The organism is Mesorhizobium sp. M0293 (assembly GCF_040321735.1).
GTDB lineage: Bacteria > Pseudomonadota > Alphaproteobacteria > Rhizobiales > Rhizobiaceae > Mesorhizobium.
This window is the reverse complement of record NZ_JAMYSA010000118.1, coordinates 1-16,836: the sequence shown is the minus strand read 5'-3', so window position 1 is coordinate 16,836 and position 16,836 is coordinate 1. Positions and strand designations below refer to the sequence as shown.

The window sequence follows — 16,836 nt, the reverse complement described above, 5'->3', positions numbered from 1 at the left end:
AGGTGGGCACCCCCGCCTTCCCCCAGCCCCCTACCGCGCGCCCCCACGCGCGAAACCCCGCTCCCCCCCCCTGCCCCTGGGGGGGCGGGCCGGCGCGAACCGGCGGGTGGGGGTCGGCGCGGCGCCGCTTGCGCCTCGCAGGCGCAAGCCTTCTGCCTCAATCGCTTTTGGTCATCCCGATCCAGTCGGCCGCCACTTCGGCGAACAGCCAGTCGCGAAACGCTCTGATCTTCTTCTGGCGCAGCGCGCCGTCGCGGTAGACGACGTAGTAGCGCGAGGCGGATTTCAGCGCGAGGTCGAAGGGACGAACCAGCCGCCCCGCGGCAAGGTCGGCCGAGACCAGCGCGCTTCGGCCGAGCAGCACGCCTTCGCCCTGCACCGCGGCCTCGACGGCGAAGGTGGCGGAATCGAAGCGCACGCCACGCTTGGGGTCGACATCGCCGACGCCTGCGTGTTCGAGCCATGTCGCCCAGTCGATGCGAAAAGCGTCATGAATCAATTTGTGATGCCTGAGATCCCCGGGCAGGCGCAGCGGATGTTCACCTTGCAGCAGTTCCGGGCTGCAGACCGGGAAGACCTCTTCGTCGGCAAGAAATTCCGCGGTCACTCCGGTATAGCCGCCCTTGCCATAGCGGATGGCGATGTCGATGCCGTCGCTGACGAAATCGGAAAGCACGCCAGACGTGGAGAGCCGCACGTCGATGTCGGCATTGGCGCGGTGGAAGCGATGCAGCCTCGGCACCAGCCAGCGGCCCGCAAAACCGTCCGATGTGCTGACGTTCAGGATGCCCGTGGTGCGGTCGGGCGTGGCGGCAATGGTGGCGGCAGCGATCTGGTCCAGCGCTTTCCTGACTTCCAATGCGTAGGCCGCGCCGACAGGGGTCAGGCGCACGGACCGCGTCCCCCGATCGAAAAGCTGGATGCCCAGCCGGTCCTCGATGTTGCGGATGGCGCGGCTGACCGCGCCATGGGTCACGTTGAGCTCGCCCGCCGCCTTCGAGAAACTCAGATGCCTCGCGGCGGCCTCGAAGGCTGGCAAGGCGGTGAGGGGCGGCAGTCTGCGCGGCATGATCCACCTGTGAGCGTTGCTCACAAATCCTGCACAAAGAGTCGTTTGTCGTCCAGCCCGGAAATGTCCAATCTATAGGCGTAGCAGCGCATCCAGATCGGGTTTTCCATCTCGCCGCTGCGCTGAACGACCAGAAACAATGTGAGCGATCGTCATGCTCGTCCCTCGCGGACGGCGCCGGCACGCTTGCGCCCAGGCAAACACAGGAGACGGACAATGAACCCGACCTTCAACTCCATCAGCGCCGCGATGAGCGGCCTCGCTCTCAGAACCTCGGCCGCAATCGAGCGCCGCCGCATGCTGCGCCGGGTGGCGCGCTTCTCGGACCATCGCCTGCACGATATCGGCTTCGAACGCGACTGGAATGGTTCCATCCTGCGCAATGGGAGGGCGATATGACCAGCACCCTTGTCATCGGCGCGACGGGGCTGCTCGGCAGCGAGATGGCGCAGGCCAGCGCCCGCAATGGCGATCGCCTGCACGTTCTGGTTCGTCCGGCAACAGCCGGCAATGAAGAGCGGATGCGCCCGTTCAAGGCATTGGGCGCCACGGTCCATGTTGGCGATCTCGACGACTATGACAGCCTTGTCCGCGCCGTCGGCAAGGTGGATCGCGTCATCTCCTCGGTGCATGTGGATTCGGCCAGCGAGATGACGCTGGTGCGCGCGCTCAGGGATGCCGGCGTGTCCCGCTATGTGCCTTCTGCCGGCTTCGGCCTCGACTTTGCCGCCGCCGCCCCGGGTTCGATCCCGCCACTCGACCTCAAGCGGGACGTCTTCTCGGCGATCAAGGAGGTCGATCTGCCCTATACGGTGGTCTACACCAACGGCTTCTTTTCGACCTGGGTGGCAACGCTGGGCGACTTGATGCGCTTCGGCTCGTCGCCTTTGCCTCCCGAAGAGGTGACGCTTTATGGCAACGGCAATGTGCCGGCGACATTCGTCAGCGAGAAGGACATCGCCGCCGTCACCTTGCGCGCGTTGAACGACCCCAAGGCCATCCGCAGCGAGATCCGGATCGCCCAGAACAAGATCACCCAGAACGAAATGGTCGATCTGTGGCGCCGGGTGAGCGGCCGCTCGCCGCGCATCGTGCCCCAGAGCGCCGACGAACTGGAGGCGATGATCGCGGTAGCTCCCGGCCTCGGCTTGCTGCGGGCGTTCTGGATACGCGGCGAGACAGCGCTTGAAACGGCCACGCCGGAAGCCGGGGCGCTCTATCCGGAGCTGACTTTCGAGACGATCGAGAGCGCGTATGTGACGATGGCGGGCGCAAAGGGCCAACGGCGGCAGGGCTGAGGAGGCTCGGCGCCGACGCGCCGGGAAGTGGCCTACTTGCCGGCCATGTGATCGGCAAGCTCCTGTGCCTGGGCGAGAAGTGCGGGGAAGACCGGCTCGCTCGGCAGGTGCTCGCCCATGCAGGCGCGATAGTCGGCGTCCCCTTTTTCCCAGGCGACATTGGCGGCATCATACGCCGTTTCGTCCTTGAGGTCCGAGGCCTGGTAAGCCTCCTGGAATTTCTGGGCGGCGGCGTCCGCCGACGTCCACACGGCGTCGCAGGCCGCGATCTTGGGTATAGGCGCTGCCGCGGGCGCCGAGGCGATCATGACGCTATTGCCCTTGACGAGCGTGACGATGACCTGCTGGTCGGGGTTCGGTCCTATGTCCTGCGCCCAGCCACCGAGCCGCGCGAAGGCGATGTCTGCGCCTTCTGGCTTCTTCAGCGAAAAGTCGAGAGTCCCCGTGAACGCTGCGTCGCTGTTGATCGCCTGGGTGTAGAAAGCATCGAGCTTCAACGCCGCATCGATGCCGGCTGGCAGTCTGAAGTTTTCGTCCAGCTCGGCCGCCCTGGACTGGAGCCAGCGCTCGAGCAGCCCCCGCGTCGTTGCCACGAGGCTCGGGCCGTCATCGCTTTTGGCGTATCGCAAACCGTCGAGCATGCCGAATCCGATATCGGCATCGCTCAGGCTTCCGAGATTGATCGTGCCGTTTGCCGGGAAATCGGCAACCGCCAAGGGGCCGAGGATGGCGGACAGACGCCCTTCGAGATCGGCCGACGCCTTCGCTCCGGCGGCATCGAGCGTTTCCACGGGTTCGTTCGCGCTTGCCAGTGCAGCCATGGCGGAAATCGCCTTGTCGCGTGCGGCGATATAATCGTCCTCCGGCGAGGCCGCGAAAACCGTGCCGGTTACGAGCGCGAAGATGATGGTCCAAACCAGCCGCATGATATACCCCCCGCGATCCACAGGCCGGGAGCCATCGAGCAGCTTTGCGGCAATTGCGCGGCAGCGACCGTCGAAGCCAAACATCCTGGTCCATCGGGGATGCAATCGGCCCATTAACCATCGATTAACTATCCGGTCGCCTTTGAATCAAATTTGGCGGATACTGTTTTTGGGCCGAACGAGGCTGCTCGAGGGACCTGGAAAGACGGCAACTATCAGCTTGGCGTGCCGCTTTCGGCCGCGCGGGGTACTCAAAAAAGAAGCGACGGACCACCGTCGCCTTGTGGGGAGGCGTCAGCATCATTTTTGATGAGGAGCGCCAGAATGAAGATCGAAGACGCAGTGATGGCGGTGACAGCCGAGGCCAACGCGCTGCTATCTTGCCTCGGCCAGCCCGTCGTCGCCTACCACGTCACGGCAATCATGCGAGAGGCAGACCTGGAACACGCCAGGCAGATGCAGCTTGTCCTGATGCGGCGAAGCATCGAGGCGCTCGTCGATGACGGCCTCGAGACTATGGCCGCCGAACATTTTGTTTCACAGTTCCATGGTCGCGTTGGTTTGACCTGGAGGCTGCTCCACGCTTCGGATGGCGTGGCGCATTGAAGGGATGGAGCCACCCGTGCCCCTGCGCAGCCCCGCTTACCCCTTCCGCTTCTCCACCTCCGCCTTCCGCAGCAGGAACCGCTGGATCTTGCCGCTCGGCGTCTTCGGCAACTCGCTGACGAACTCGACCTCGCGCGGATAGGCGTGAGCCGAGAGGCGCTTGCGGAAATGCTGCGCCAGTTCTTCCGCCAGTTCCGGGCTGCCGCTGTACGAAGGCGCCAGGATGACGAAGGCTTTGACGATCTCCGTGCGCTGCGGATCGGGCACACCGACCACCGCCGCCTCGTTGACCGCCGGATGTTCGATCAGCGCGCTTTCGACGTCGAACGGGCCGATGCGGTAGCCGGCCGAGGTGATGACGTCGTCGGCGCGGCCGATGAAGGAGATCGAGCCGTCGAGCTCGAATTCGACGGTGTCGCCGGTGCGGTAATAGCCGCCCGCTATGGCCGGCGTCTCCGCCCGGTGATAGCCGCCGAACCAGCGCAGCGGCGACTTCGCGATGTCGACGGCGAGGATGCCGGGCTGGTTGGGGCCAAGTTCGTGGCCGGCCTCATCCAGCACGACGATGCGGTAGCCCGGCATGGCAAAGCCGGCTGAGCCGTGACGCACCGGGTGCGACAGGCCGTGATGGTTGTTGACCATCATGCCGTTCTCGGTCTGGCCGTAATGGTCATGGATGGGGGCTGCGAGATGGGCATCGAACCAGCGGATAACTTCCGGGTTGAGCGGTTCGCCGGCGCTGCTCACCACGCGCAGGCGGCCCTTGACGCGGGCGGCGGACGCCAGTCCCTCCGCCAGCAGCAGGCGGAAGGCGGTGGGCGAACCGGCAAGGCTGGTGACGCCGAGGCGCTCGATGATGTCGTAGGTGCTTTTGGCGGTGAAGGCGCCCTCGTTGAAGGTCGTGGCGATGCCGAGCAGCAAGGGTCCTGTGATGGCGTAATAGAGGCCATAGGCCCAGCCGGGATCGGCTATGTTCCAGAAGACGTCGTCGGGTCTAAGTCCGATCGCATCGCGCATATAGGCGCCGAAGGCCATTAGCGCGCTGAGCGGCACTGGCACGCCCTTCGGGAAACCTGTCGTGCCCGAGGTCGACATCATCATGAACAGATCGTCGCCCTTGCGCATCACCGGCTCGCATTCGGGCGCGGCGGCGGCAAAGGCGGCGCGGAAATCGATGTCGCCGGCCGGCAAGGGTTCGCCGGGGGCAAGGATGGTCGCAACCCGAGGACAATCCTCGACCTCGTCGAGCTTGCCGCGATTGGCCGCGTTGGTGACGACGAGCTTGGCGTCGCTGGTCTTCAGCCGGTGGTCGATGGCCTTGGGGCCGAAGGCGATGAACAGAGGCTGGTAGACCGCGCCGGTGCGCCATGTGCCGAGGATGAGCGCCACCAGCTCGGGAATGCGTGGCAGCATGCCGGCGACGACATCGCCGGGGCCGACGCCGGCTGCTTTCAGGACGTTGCCTACCCGCGCGGACATGTCCTTGAGGTCATCGAAACTGAATTCCCGCAGCTCGCCGGCGGCGGAGATGGCGCGCAAGGCCGGCCGGTTCTGGCCGGTGTGGCGATCGCAGCATTCGATGCAGGCGTTGATGCCGGTGGCCGGATCGCCGTGAAGTTTTGCGATCTCATCCGAGAGGCGAAAGCGCGCGACGGCATCGCTATAGCGCGGCAGCGCCGGAGTTGTGTGGCTCATGGCAGTCCTCCTCCCGAGGCGCCGCATCTCCCCTTGCGGCGCTGTCGCCTGTGAGCTTGCCTGAAATTGCGGGCGTGGTCGATGCGGCGAAAGTTGGTGGCGGGAAGGCTGGCGCTCTGTGGCGCCCCCCTCTGTCCTGCCGGACATCTCCCCCACGAGGGGGGAGATTGGCAGTTCGGGCGCCGGCTCTCCTCTTGCGACATTGGAGATTGGCGAAAGCCGAAGCGACATCCAATCTCCCCACCTGTGGGGGAGATGTCCGGCAGGACAGAGGGGGGCGCGAAGGATCGCGGCTCTGACAAGGCAAAGCACGTGGTTGACCCGACTGCCCATCTGGCCGATAGCACGGCTAGAATGCCCCGAGAAACCGATGACCTCAGACACCAACCTCCAAGATGCGCCCGCCGCCGACACCTCCTGGCAGGCGGACGTCCGCGCCGGTGTTCGCCACGTCCGCGATCTCGCCTCCCTGCCGCTGTCGCCAGCCGAGCGTGCGGCGGCGCAAGCCGCGGCGGCAAACCACAAGGTACGCGTTCCCAAAGCTTATCTCGACCTGATCGACTGGAACGATCCCGCTGACCCGATCCGGGCGCAAGTCATCCCGTCGCCCGACGAATTGATGGAGCAGGACGGCGAGCTCGACGATCCGATCGCCGACCATGAATTCAGCCCGGTGCCGCGGCTGACGCATCGCCATGCCGATCGGGTGCTGTTGTTCCCGACCTATCAATGCGCGGTCTATTGCCGGTTCTGCTTCCGCAAGGAATCGCTGACCGCGATCGGCAGGGGTTATACGCGCGAGGCGCTGGAGCCGGCGCTGGCCTATATCGCCGACCACCCCGAAATCCGCGAGGTGATCCTGACCGGCGGCGATCCGCTATCCCTGCCTGACAAGGCGCTGGCCGAAATCTTCGCGCGCATCGAGGCGATCCCGCATGTGCGGCTGTTGCGCATCCACACGCGCGTGCCGGTGGCACTGCCATCGCGCATTACGCCAGGGCTGGTTGCCGCCCTGCAGGGCCGGCTGATGGTCACAATCGTCACCCATTTCAACCACGCGCGTGAGATCACGCCCGCGACCGAGACAGCCTGCCGGACGATGCGCCACGCGGGTTTCGTGCTGCTCAACCAGAGCGTTCTGCTCAAGGGCGTCAACGACAGTGTCGAGGTGCTGGAGGAACTCTGCCGCGAGCTGATGTACCGCCTCGGCGTCAAACCCTATTACCTGCACCACGGCGACCTCGCGCGCGGCATGGCGCACAGGCGCACGACGATTGCGCAGGGCCAGGCGCTGGCCGCGGCATTGCGCGCCCGGCTGTCGGGCATCTGCAACCCCGTCTATGTACTCGACCTGCCGGAAGGCGGGGGGAAAGTGCCGATCGGGCCTTGTTATGTCGAGGCGCGGGACGGGGAGAGCTGGCGGTTGCGTGGGCTCGATGGCGAGGTGAGGGACTATACGGAGATCGTTGGCGAATAGGGCTGCGAGCTAACGCGCCTCGCTCTCGACAAACGCCAGCACTACCACACGCGGGGCAACACAGTATGCGAGGCTGACCTTGCGGCCCGTCTTCGTCGTCGCACGGCCTGCGTTGAGGTCGACGGTGATGTCCTCGTAGCCGAGCACCTCGCGATCGAGCGGATAGACGGCCTTGTAGACAGCTTCCTTGGCGCAAAAGAGGATGCGACCGGCAAGATGCCGGTCCGCTGCGTCCGTCCTATCGGCAGGGATTGCAACAAGTGCGAAGATGTCGTCCGGGAGAGGCTGCGCGGGCTCGACGTCGATACCCAGCGAGACGATATGGCCAATGGGCGCAACCGCCGCCACCGCCATATCGTCGTCATGGGCGAGCGAACCGATTATCCCGTCGGGCCAGGCGGGTGCGCCGGAGGGCGTGCGCAGGAGGGCGAAATCGTTGAAGCCGATATCCGCCAGCAGCCCATGCGCGATCCAGCGCGCCGCGCCGCTGGCCCGCCGCGTGGCCGGCTGACGCGCAGGGATGGAACGCGCTTCCTCGGGCAGCAGATGGGCTTCGTCGCCATCGTGTATGACCCGGCATCCGACCCGGGCACTGTCGGGCGCGATGGCGGCGATCGCTTCGGCCAAGGAGATTTCCTCGGGCAGACTTGCGGGCGGCCGCGTCACGGATCGTGCGTCCGTGCGGCGAGGACCAGATCGGCGATCATTTCTCCGTCCTCGTCGAGCCCTTCTTCGACGAAACCGGCGCTGCGATAGAGGTTTCGCGCCGCATCATTCTCCGGTTCGTAGCAGATCGAAACGTGCCTGATGTGGCCGAGCCTTTTGATCTCGTCCAGCACTTCGCGTAGCGCGGCCTTGCCGTAACCTCTACCTTGAGAGGCCCGGTCGATCATGAAGCGGTAGATGCGCGCCTCGTCGTCATCGCGTGGTGCTTCGTACATCAGGAAACCGACAACACGATCCCCGGCCATTATGACGCGCGGCCTCGCGTCTTCGTCAGTTTCGGCCTCTTCCAGGGAGTCCGCATTGCTGGCGACGAAATCCATCTGCTCCGGAGCGAGCTCCAGGGCCGCGACCAGGGCCCGGTTGGCCTCGGTCACGGCAACGAGACGGATGTCTGCGGTCTTCAAGCCGATGCCTTCTTCAAGCCGATACCTTGGAGCCATCGTCGGTGATCGGCTCGACGAAGCGATGCAGCTTGGCCGGGTTGCCGCGCCAAATGGAATTGGGCTCCAGCTCCTCGCCCTTCATCACGAAGGAGTCGACATCGACCACCGAGCCTTCACCCATCACCACGCCATAGTGGACAAAGGCGGAGGGTCCGAGCGTGCAGCCTTTGCCGATGCGGATGAAGTCGGACTTGAACGCGCCTTCTTCCAGCGAATGGGCCTGGATGACGCAGCCCTCGTTGAGGGTGACGTCGTCGCCGATCTCCACCAGGGAACGTTCGGTCAAATTGCTGCCGCCGTCGTAGACACGGCTACCGACCTTGACGCCCAGCAGGCGCAGGATCATCGGCCGGAACGGCGTGCCGGCGAACAGCCGCACGATCGGCGAATCCGCGAGTTTCCAGTGGCGTTCATGGCGCCAGAATGCGACGTCGTAGATCGTCGTCATCTGCGGCTTCAGCCTGCCAAAACCAAGGCTCGCCCGCTCGACCAGGATGTAGAACGGAATGGTGATCGCCGAGGTCAAAAGCACGGCGACGAAGAGCGCAACCTCGGCCCATTCGGTATAGTAGTTCAGCGCCCGGTCCCAGATCGCCAGCGTGGCGAACAACATGACCCATTGCGTTGCCACGAACAGGAGGATCGTCACCAGATTGTGGCGGTTCTTCAGCGGGATGCGCTGGCGCCGGTCCGCCTCGTCGATGCCGGCGATAAGCTCCTTGTCGCGGTTCACCATGCGCGGGATTTCAAAGGCGGGCGAACCCAAGAGCCCGACATTTTCGCGCAGCGGCCCGTCGATGGGGATCATCACCTTGGTGCCGAGCAGGACATTGTCGCCCGTGCGTCCGTCCGGCGGATAGTAGATGTTGTTGCCGAGATAGTTGCGCTCGCCGATGCGCGTCGGCTCGAGCCGGAAGGCGGAGGCGGACTTGTGCATGTTGATCATGAACAGTCCATCCGACACCATGGTCTCGGTGCCGATCTCGCACAGAAGCGGGTTTTCGTGCTGCTGGTTGGAGCCGAAGTTGGAACCGGTCTGCACCACCTTGTTGAGGTTCCAGCCGATGGCGCTGATATAGTGCACGATGGCCGAGCTGTCGCCGAACAGGAGACCCAGGACGCGGGAATTGCTGGTGAATTCGGCGACCGTCTGCAGCCAGTAGCGGAAGCCGTAAAGCGTGTAGGTGCGGCCTGGCTTCAGGATCAGGTTTGTCAGGCGCGGCACCAGCGTCGCCGCCAGAAAAGCCACGGCGATGTAGCCGAACAGTGTGACCGTGGTACCGATCGCGACGATGCCGATCGTCTCCTGATAGTCGTCGCCGACATTTTCCCAGTAGCTGTGGAACAGCAGCGGCAAAGGGGTGACAATGGCAAACAGGCCAATCAGCTGAACCGCTTCGAACAGGAAGCGCCGGATGTTGGAAGGATCGACATTGCGCACCTTGCAATAGTCCGCCGTGGTCGGCACGGCCGGCGATCCGTGCCAGCGTTCGCCGTCCGGGATGCTTTGCCCGCGGTGCAGCGAGGATGAGTGGCCGAGCTGGGCGCCATCCCCGATCCGGGTGTCGATGTCGAGCGTCGAGCCGACGCCGACGAAGGCATCGCGGCCGATGGTCAGCGGCCCGGTGTGGATATAGCCGGACTGCGCCCTGAAGCCGAGGATCATCGATTCCTTGCGCAGGATGGTGTTGGCACCGATTGAAATGAGATCGGTGCAGACGGGTACGGATTTCGATTCGATGACGGCGTTCTTGCCGAGTTTGGTGCCGAGAAGCTGCAGATAGAAGCTGTAGAGCGGGCTGCCACGGAACAGCACGACGGGTGCGGTGCGGATCAATGTCTTGACGACCCAGAAGCGGAAGTAGCGCACGCCCCAGATGGGAAACGCCTCCGCCTTCCAGCGGCCGATGAGCACCCATTTGGCGATGACGGCAAAGCCCGACATGCCGAAGAACACGGCGGCCGAAAGCGCCACGCAGCGCAGGTAAAGCTGCAGTGGATCGTCGAGCGCGTCATACATCCAGTTGAGGCCGTCATTGACCGCCCACAGGGCGACATAGCTGTAGAGCCCATAGAACAGCAGTTGTGCTGCGCCGCAGGTCCAGTAGGCAAAATTCGATGCCCGGCGGGTGAGGACAGGCTCGTTGGTGGCCGTGGTCATCTCCTCCGCCACGCCCAGATGCCGCGCCAGGCGCGCCACGGTTGGATGGAGATAGATGTCGCGCATCGACGCCGTCGCCCATTCCTTCCTGGTGCGCACGCGGGCGCAGAAATGCGCCATCAGCAGCGAGTTGGCGCCGAGATCGTCGAAGAAATTGTCCTCGACGGACACTTCTTCGAATTTCAGCACGGTCGCCAGTGCGTCGGCCAGGAAACGCTCGTCGTCATTGCCGGGCGCCACCATCGCGCGATCGGCCGAAAGCCGCACACTTGTCGGCTTCGGCAGCTGGCGCAGGTCCACCTTGTTGGAGACCGTCATCGGGATAACAGGCAGTTCCTCCAGATAGGAGGGCACCATGTAATCGGGCAGGCGCCGCTTCATCGTCTGGGCGAGATCCGCGCGGGAAATCGCCGGCATGCCGGCCTTGGGCGCATAGTAGGCAACCAGTTCGACGCGGCCGGACTCGATCTCCCAGGTGGTGACGACAGCCTGCGCGATCTCCGGCTGGTCGAGCAGCACCGCCTCGATCTCGCCGAGCTCGATACGGTAGCCGCGGATCTTGACCTGGGTGTCGATGCGCCCGTTGTATTCGATCTCGCCACTGTCGTTGATGCGGCCAAGGTCGCCCGTCCGGTAGATGCGCTTAGACGGGTTGTTCGGCAGGCCGACGAAATCGGCAATGAATTTCTGTTCGGTAAGGTCGGGCCTGTTGAGATAGCCGACCGCGAGCCCGATGCCGGCAATGCCGATCTCGCCCAGTTCACCGGGCTCGGCAAGCTGCGGCAGCGAAGCGTCGAGAATGACGATCGAGTAGGTCGGCAGCGGTGCGCCGATGGTAACGGGACTGTCGGGCGTCAGCGCGCCCATGGTGGCGGTGACGGTCGCCTCGGTCGGGCCATAGGTGTTGAGGATCTGCCGCCCCGGCTTCGACCAGCGCACCACCAGATTGTGCGGGCAGGCCTCGCCGCCGACCAGAAGCGTGCGCAGGCTGGGCACGTCCGATGTCATCGACGACAGAAGCGTCGGGCTGCAGGCCATGCAGGTGATGTCATGGAACCGCAGGAAATCAGCCAGTTCCTCGCCCACCAGCGGCATCTGGCCCGGTGCGGGCACGACCGTGGCGCCGGCGGCAAACGGCACCCAGACCTCTTCGGAGGAAAAGTCGAAGGCGATGGTCATGCCCTGATAGACACGGTCGCCCGGCCGGTAGCCGTAGGAGGCGGCGGCGACGCGGATGAAGTTGACGAAGCTCTGGTGCTTGATGACCACGCCCTTGGGCTTGCCTGTCGTGCCCGAGGTGTAGAGGATGTAGCAGGTGTCGTCCGAAGTCTTCGCATGCGGCTTCAGCGGCGCGCTGGACTGTTTGGAGATTTCGGCGGCCGCGCTGTCGATCAGCAGATGCGGGACGGGCAGCTGACCGGCGCGCGAGGCATAGGCGGCGATGGTGACGATCAGGCTCAAGCCGGCGTCTTCGATGATGAGCGTCATCCGCTCCTCGGGAAACGCCGTGGCCAGCGGCACGAAGGCGGCACCCGCCTTCATCACGGCGAGAAGCGCAACATAGGTCTCCGCCGAGCGGTCGAGGATGAGCCCGACGCGGTCGCCCGGCCGCACGCCGCGCTTGACCAGCAGGCGGGCGAACTGGTTGGCGCGCTTGTCCAACTCCTGATAGGTCCAGGCACGCCCGTCGGAGATCACCGCCGGCAAGGCGGCGAATGTCTGCGCGAGCTGTTCGAACACCGTATCGAGCCGCTCACCGGGCAGGCCTTGCCGGGCAAAGTCGGCGCCCGTCAGGATTTGGCCGCGCGCGACTGTTGCGGGGCCCGTCTTTACCCGCGCATCGATGCTTGCCAGGTCGGGTTCGGGCTGGCTGCCCGGTGGTGCCGCGTCCAGTTCGGCGATGTCGACACCGTGATCCATTTCCATGCTTTCTCGTCCTGGCCGGCAAACGCCCGGCGCGGCCATTTTCCGGCCGCTGCGGGAGGCTTATGCCATCCGATTTTTTCGCCAGTTTGTCCGAACTGTTGAGTTTTGTTTCTGGAGTGTGTCTGCGTGAGCGGCGTCGCCGGCATCGGCCGAGCGTTTTTCTGGAACCAGCCTCGAGGCCCTGCATTCTATTAGCAGGGACTTAAGGAGCGTGACGTGAAAGCGGTGTTGGGACTGGTCTGCGGCTTCGTGCTGACCCTTGCGGTGTTCGGCAGCGGGCTGGCGTTCGCCGCCTGGTTGCTTGCCGCAAAGCCGCCGCGCCCGGCATCGGCCACCGTCAGCGTGGCGGAGCTGTGGACCAAAAAAGCGCGGCCGGTGAACAAGGCGGCGCAGAGCCTCGAGCGTCTGCCGGCCGAACAGTCCGCACCGCCCGACATCCCCGCCAAACCGCAGCCAACGCCACCCGATCCCATCATCACCGGCGCCATCGCGCCCGGCGCGGCCGAACTGCCGCCTCCGCATCTCGCCTGGTGCGCGAGCCGCTACCGCTCCTACCGGCCGGACGACAACAGCTACATGTCCTATAGCGGGCAGCAACGCCCCTGCATCTCGCCCTATCTCGACATCGCCGACCACGCCGCCCAGCCGGGCGAGGGCGCGGGGTTGGGCGTCTACGCTATCAATGACGGCGGCGCCGAGCTTTCCGCCGACCATGTCGACACTTGCTTCAGCCGCTACCGTTCCTACCGCCCGGAAGACAACAGCTACCAGCCATACTCCGGCGGGCCGAGACGGCAATGCCAGTAGCGTGGCGAGCCCGCGCGCCGCAGGACATGGCGCGATCCCATCACGCAGATTTTTTGGATCGTTCGGATTGGCACAACGTTTATCCCTGACCCAAGGAGGACCCTAGACATGGACGACGACCGGAACGACAGGATTCGTGAGCGCGCATACCTGATCTGGGAACGCGAAGGCAGGATGCATGGCGATCCCGAGCGGCACTGGCACCAGGCCGAGGCCGAGATCGACCGCGAGGCAGCGCTGCCGCTGACGGCAGGCGATGCGCAAACCGGCGAGATCGCCAGCACCGACGTGCTGGAGGTCGAGGCGCTGGCGGTGCGCACCGGCATATCGGGCGACGAAGCACAGGCGCTGATCGACCGCCTGGGCCACGACCGCGCCGCCGTCGAACAAGCCGCGCGCACCCTCAAGACCAAAAGGCGGCGAAGCCCTGAGGAGGGACAAGCGAAATGATCCGAAAACTGAAAGGTGGAAAATACCGCCTCTATTCACGCAAGAAGGACGAAAAGACCGGCAAGCGGCGGAATTTGGGCACGTTTGAGACGCGGGAGGCGGCTGAGAAGCATGAGCGGGAGGTGCAGTATTTTAAGCGGCATTGAGGGGGTGGCGAAGCTTTGGCGAAGGGCCGCCACATTGATCAGGGCCTGATCTACTGCAACGTCCGTGCACTCTGCCAAAGCCAGATTGCGAGCGAGCCGGATCGCCCACGGATCTGTGTTTCCACAGGTCCTTTCAAGGTACCGGATAGGAACAACGCGCAGGCGCGGCCGGCGACATCAAGCATTTTGTCACTCACAGCGACTTCGGCATTCTGGTCGGCTGCGATCTCCATCAAGCGACTGGCAACGTTGACTGTGTCACCTATGGCCGCGATGTGCTGACGGCCTTCGCTGCCGAGTCGGGAGGCTACGATTGTTCCGTGGTGGGCTCCAATCTTGAAGCCGAGCCGGGATGCGGTCGATGCAGGCAATGTGGCGAGCCAATCGTTGGTGCGGCTGGAGAGCGCCACACAACAGCGGGCGGCATTGAAAGCATCATTCGGTGCTGGTTCCGGCAAACCGAACAGGATCATGGCTCCGTCACCCATGAAACTCGTGACGACGCCACCGCAGCTCGTCACTTCTTCGCCGACCAACGCATGAAAGCCGTTCAGGAGTTCGCGTGTGGCGACCGGTCCCAAGGATTCACTCAGTCCCGTGAAGCCGGACAGATCGATGAACAGGATGGCGGCATCTCCCCGGACGGGCTCCGAGAGGAAGTCGCCATGCTTGGCCAGCCACTCCCCCATGCCTGGGGCTTCAACGCGTTGAAGCAATTGGCTCTGCGTTGCGAAAAATTGGGCCCGGCGCCTGCCCAGCCAAAGCTGCGCGGCCCCGAACAGGATGACCGGCGGAACGGCGGCGGTTATCGGCAACGCGGCGCTCAGCCAGATGTGGTGCGAGAAAGCGGCCATGTTGACCACCAACCAGAGCAAGACCACGCCGGCGATCGCCGCGAGGCCGCCGGCGTTTCGCCGCCAAGCCAACAGCCCCACGAGAATCATCGGCAGCACCACTGCAAAGCCGGCATCCGCAAGCCGAACATGCTGGTCTCGCACTGTTCCGTCGCCGGCCGTCAGATGGGCAATCGCCGTCGATATGACTTCGACGCCCGGGAGTATGGGATCGAACGGTGTCGGGAAAACATCGCCGGTGCCGGTTGCAGTCGCTCCGATCACAACAATTCGATCCCGGATAGTGCCGGGATCGAATTGGCCGATCAGCACGCTCGCCGCGCCGATCGTGCGGATCGTGCCTCGCGGACCATAGAATGTCAGAGGCAGGATGTGACCAATGTCCGTCCGAATAGACCGTCCGCCCAGCGATAGATGATCGGCTGCGATTTCTGGATCCTCTCCTGCTGCCATGGCGGCAACACGCAAGGGGAAAGACGCTTCCAGCCGATCTCCGGTCCGAAACAGCAACGGCACGAAGCGGGGCGTTCCCGTCTTGTCGGTGGCCACGTTGACGACGCCGACAGCGGCGGCATCCGAGAACGCTTTCAGGGGCCACAGGAACCGCTCGGCATTCGGCACGCCGGCGATGGGTCCTTCGCCCATCGTCCATTGTTTGCCTCCGGGATAGACCGCCGCGGCTGCGATTACGCTTGGACCCCTGCTCAGCGAGCGCGCGAGCGCCTCGTCGTTGTCTTTTGCCCCGGGATCGACCAGCAGCAGGTCGAGCGCAATGGCTTTCGGGCCAAGGCGCTCTATCGTATCGACGATCCGGGCAAGCGTGGCGCGGTTGAGGGGATATGTACCCTCGTGCCGCACTGCGTCGTCGTCTATCGCGACAATGGTGATCAGCTCCGGTGGCTTTGCCGTTCCTCGAACAAGCGTTCGAAGATCGGTCATCGTTGCTTCAACGCGATCGAGAAACCACAAATTGCCGCGCCAGTGCGCGAAGCCCAGGCCGGCGCCCCAAACACCCGCGAGGACGAGCGCGATCAGCGTCGGAAGCGCTCGCCTGCTCACAGCAACTCACTGGCCGAAACGGGCCAGCAATGCGGAAACACGCTTGGCGGGCCAGCGCTTGACGGTCAGGGGTCCTGTTCCGGCCTCGACGTCGACGCCTTCGCCCGGCGACAGCACCACGCCGGCACTGGACGCCGGCCGGTTTACGGCGACGCGACCCCTGAGGACGAAAACGGACGTCTTGCCTTGGCCGACGTCGACTGCCCATTTGGTACCTCGCGTCGCGGCGATCGCCTGCGGCGTGACAACCGCGAAGCCAGCCGGGACAGAGCCGGCTGGAGCATCGAGCAGCAGCGCCTTGCGCCGCAACCTGACCGCATCGGCATTGCCGTTTCGATCGCGGTCCACCAGCGTAAAACGAGCGCCACCTTCCACAATGATGGTAATGCCTTCCCGACATCTCAGAATCTGTCGGGACGTAGCGGCCACCGGCCTGAACGTACACCCTGCGTCCTGCGCCAGGGCGGCATCCACCCAGAAGACACCGGCAAACAGGCCAGCCATCACCAGGCTGCGGAAAAATCGGTCCCTTGCGCTCATCACCGCCTCCTTGCTCTTGCGAAAATATGCGGCCAAGAAAATCTGCTGCCGTCAGCCTGTGCTTGCCAACCGGCACTTGCAGCCGCTTTGCGCAGAGGCGGCAGGGTGCCGACCGGCGATCTTAGCACGACTACCTGCTCCAACACCAAACAAGGCCGCGGCCGCAATGCGAATGTCGACGAAATTCAGGCGGCGACCTTTACTGCCAATGACACGGTCGAGGTGCTGGGGGACCGGCAATGACCGACCACACCTCAGCGTAAAAACCCTGGACCATGGCGACCTCGCGCGGCATGCCGCACCCTGCCGAAGGCCAAGCGCCGCCGCCTTTCGATAGGAATTTATTCTTGACACCGTGAGGGCAGCTATGCTACATATTCGTCCATGGTATCGATCTGTGCCCGCCCGCTAGGCGGGTTTTTGCGTTTTTGCTTCGTCAATCACGACAAGGAACCGATCGACGGGGGGAGAGGAAAGGCGCGAGTTCGCCAACCTTGGCGCCTTCCTCTCCCTCCGGAGGGGGGAGAGGTGGCGCCCCGCAGCGGCGATGGAGGGGGGGGAGGCGGTTGCGAAACGCGCAGCCGCAAAACAGGCACAACCGGGCGAGCAGGAAAGCTCAGGCATGCGGCATTCAGGCGGAAGCATTGCTTCGA

16 protein-coding genes are annotated in these 16,836 nt (G+C 64.5%); 8 read left to right on the top strand and 8 right to left on the bottom strand.

What is annotated here, in order from left to right:
• Nucleotides 1-157: 157 nt before the first annotated feature.
• Entirely contained in the window at nt 158-1,069 is a 912-nt protein-coding gene (gcvA, locus tag NKJ06_RS29300) for a transcriptional regulator GcvA (RefSeq protein WP_352628680.1), read from the bottom strand.
• Between the two features lie 216 nt (nt 1,070-1,285).
• On the opposite strand from gcvA, the gene NKJ06_RS29295 reads away from it, so the two are divergent.
• Together NKJ06_RS29295 and NKJ06_RS29290 are read left to right on the top strand one after the other, a co-directional pair.
• On the top strand, nt 1,286-1,468 hold the full coding sequence (locus tag NKJ06_RS29295) for a YjiS-like domain-containing protein (RefSeq protein ID WP_352628678.1): 183 nt from the start codon (nt 1,286-1,288) through the stop codon (nt 1,466-1,468).
• On the top strand, nt 1,465-2,367 hold the full coding sequence (locus NKJ06_RS29290; RefSeq protein ID WP_352628676.1) for an NmrA family NAD(P)-binding protein: 903 nt from the start codon (nt 1,465-1,467) through the stop codon (nt 2,365-2,367). Before NKJ06_RS29295 ends, NKJ06_RS29290 begins: the two co-directional genes overlap by 4 nt.
• A gap of 32 nt (nt 2,368-2,399) precedes the next feature.
• Here the strand turns inward: NKJ06_RS29290 and NKJ06_RS29285 are convergent, their stop codons facing one another.
• Nucleotides 2,400-3,293: a hypothetical protein gene (locus NKJ06_RS29285; RefSeq protein ID WP_352628674.1), complete on the bottom strand. Its 894-nt coding sequence runs from the start codon at nt 3,291-3,293 to the stop codon at nt 2,400-2,402.
• 324 nt (nt 3,294-3,617) lie between these two features.
• Between NKJ06_RS29285 and NKJ06_RS29280 the strand changes: the two genes are divergently transcribed.
• Nucleotides 3,618-3,899: a hypothetical protein gene (locus tag NKJ06_RS29280; RefSeq protein ID WP_352602158.1), complete on the top strand. Its 282-nt coding sequence runs from the start codon at nt 3,618-3,620 to the stop codon at nt 3,897-3,899.
• Nucleotides 3,900-3,935: 36 nt separating this feature from the next.
• On the opposite strand, the gene NKJ06_RS29275 is transcribed toward NKJ06_RS29280, so the two are convergent.
• Entirely contained in the window at nt 3,936-5,594 is a 1,659-nt protein-coding gene (locus NKJ06_RS29275; RefSeq protein ID WP_352811598.1) for an acyl-CoA synthetase, read from the bottom strand.
• Nucleotides 5,595-5,964: 370 nt separating this feature from the next.
• Between NKJ06_RS29275 and NKJ06_RS29270 the strand changes: the two genes are divergently transcribed.
• Entirely contained in the window at nt 5,965-7,071 is a 1,107-nt protein-coding gene (locus tag NKJ06_RS29270) for a KamA family radical SAM protein (protein WP_352628670.1), read from the top strand.
• A 9-nt stretch (nt 7,072-7,080) separates the two neighbouring features.
• Here NKJ06_RS29270 and NKJ06_RS29265 read toward each other — a convergent pair whose 3' ends face one another.
• The 3 genes from NKJ06_RS29265 to NKJ06_RS29255 are packed head-to-tail and all read right to left on the bottom strand — an operon-like array spanning nt 7,081 to nt 12,327.
• A complete protein-coding gene (locus tag NKJ06_RS29265; protein ID WP_502905655.1) occupies nt 7,081-7,698 on the bottom strand; it encodes a 4'-phosphopantetheinyl transferase family protein in 618 nt (205 codons plus the stop codon).
• Nucleotides 7,699-7,733: 35 nt separating this feature from the next.
• Nucleotides 7,734-8,237, bottom strand: coding sequence for a GNAT family N-acetyltransferase (locus NKJ06_RS29260; RefSeq protein WP_352628666.1), 504 nt, complete (start codon nt 8,235-8,237; stop codon nt 7,734-7,736).
• On the bottom strand, nt 8,215-12,327 hold the full coding sequence (locus NKJ06_RS29255; protein ID WP_352628663.1) for a Pls/PosA family non-ribosomal peptide synthetase: 4,113 nt from the start codon (nt 12,325-12,327) through the stop codon (nt 8,215-8,217). Before NKJ06_RS29255 ends, NKJ06_RS29260 begins: the two co-directional genes overlap by 23 nt.
• Nucleotides 12,328-12,543: 216 nt before the next feature.
• Between NKJ06_RS29255 and NKJ06_RS29250 the strand changes: the two genes are divergently transcribed.
• The 3 genes from NKJ06_RS29250 to NKJ06_RS29240 all read left to right on the top strand — a co-directional run bounded on the left by NKJ06_RS29250 (nt 12,544) and on the right by NKJ06_RS29240 (nt 13,730).
• Nucleotides 12,544-13,134, top strand: a complete 591-nt coding sequence (locus NKJ06_RS29250) for a BA14K family protein (RefSeq protein ID WP_352628661.1) — start codon at nt 12,544-12,546, stop codon at nt 13,132-13,134.
• 108 nt (nt 13,135-13,242) lie between these two features.
• Nucleotides 13,243-13,584: a DUF2934 domain-containing protein gene (locus tag NKJ06_RS29245; protein WP_352628658.1), complete on the top strand. Its 342-nt coding sequence runs from the start codon at nt 13,243-13,245 to the stop codon at nt 13,582-13,584.
• On the top strand, nt 13,581-13,730 hold the full coding sequence (locus NKJ06_RS29240; RefSeq protein WP_023780469.1) for a hypothetical protein: 150 nt from the start codon (nt 13,581-13,583) through the stop codon (nt 13,728-13,730). The genes NKJ06_RS29245 and NKJ06_RS29240 overlap by 4 nt, the downstream gene beginning before the upstream one ends.
• Before the next feature lie 50 nt (nt 13,731-13,780).
• Here NKJ06_RS29240 and NKJ06_RS29235 read toward each other — a convergent pair whose 3' ends face one another.
• Together NKJ06_RS29235 and NKJ06_RS29230 are read right to left on the bottom strand one after the other, a co-directional pair.
• Entirely contained in the window at nt 13,781-15,643 is a 1,863-nt protein-coding gene (locus NKJ06_RS29235; RefSeq protein WP_352628656.1) for a CHASE2 domain-containing protein, read from the bottom strand.
• A 6-nt stretch (nt 15,644-15,649) separates the two neighbouring features.
• Nucleotides 15,650-16,183, bottom strand: coding sequence for a FecR domain-containing protein (locus NKJ06_RS29230; protein ID WP_352628653.1), 534 nt, complete (start codon nt 16,181-16,183; stop codon nt 15,650-15,652).
• A gap of 105 nt (nt 16,184-16,288) precedes the next feature.
• On the opposite strand from NKJ06_RS29230, the gene NKJ06_RS29225 reads away from it, so the two are divergent.
• Nucleotides 16,289-16,426 carry a hypothetical protein gene (locus tag NKJ06_RS29225; protein ID WP_352811593.1) on the top strand — a complete coding sequence of 46 codons (138 nt, stop codon included), beginning with the start codon at nt 16,289-16,291 and terminating at the stop codon, nt 16,424-16,426.
• Nucleotides 16,427-16,836: the final 410 nt, after the last annotated feature.